Below are 330 nucleotides of genomic sequence, written 5' to 3'. Positions count from 1 at the left end.
TGTCCGGTGCAAGTGTTTGACTGGCCGCTGCCGGCCGCCGAATTGGCGTTGGCGGTCGAACATCTGCAAGCCCGTGGCGTACTGCTGTATTCCAGCAAAGCCATGAACCTTGCGCAGTTGCCGAAACTATTGAACGGAGTCAGTTGCCCGAAAATGCTGGTCGGACCAACGGTATGCATCCACCACGCCGAGTTGTCCGTAAGAACTTCCGAGATGGCTGATGTGTTCCTGGCTGAAGACGCGCTGCTGGCGCACCAGGTACTCGTTCAGCGTGGGCTGATCTAATGGACGCAGTGAGTTCCGACATGCAATTGATCTGGCTGCGCAGCG

Annotated in this window: 1 pseudogene; it reads left to right on the top strand. The window is 57.6% G+C overall.

What is annotated here, in order from left to right:
• A pseudogene (locus tag BK660_RS31970) lies at positions 1-285 on the top strand (MerR family transcriptional regulator); the annotation flags it as partial.
• Positions 286-330 lie beyond the last annotated feature (45 nt).

Source organism: Pseudomonas brassicacearum (genome assembly GCF_003732265.1).
Lineage (GTDB): Bacteria > Pseudomonadota > Gammaproteobacteria > Pseudomonadales > Pseudomonadaceae > Aquipseudomonas > Aquipseudomonas brassicacearum_D.
Note: the sequence above shows the minus strand (reverse complement) of the source record. Positions and strands in the feature narration are given on the sequence as shown.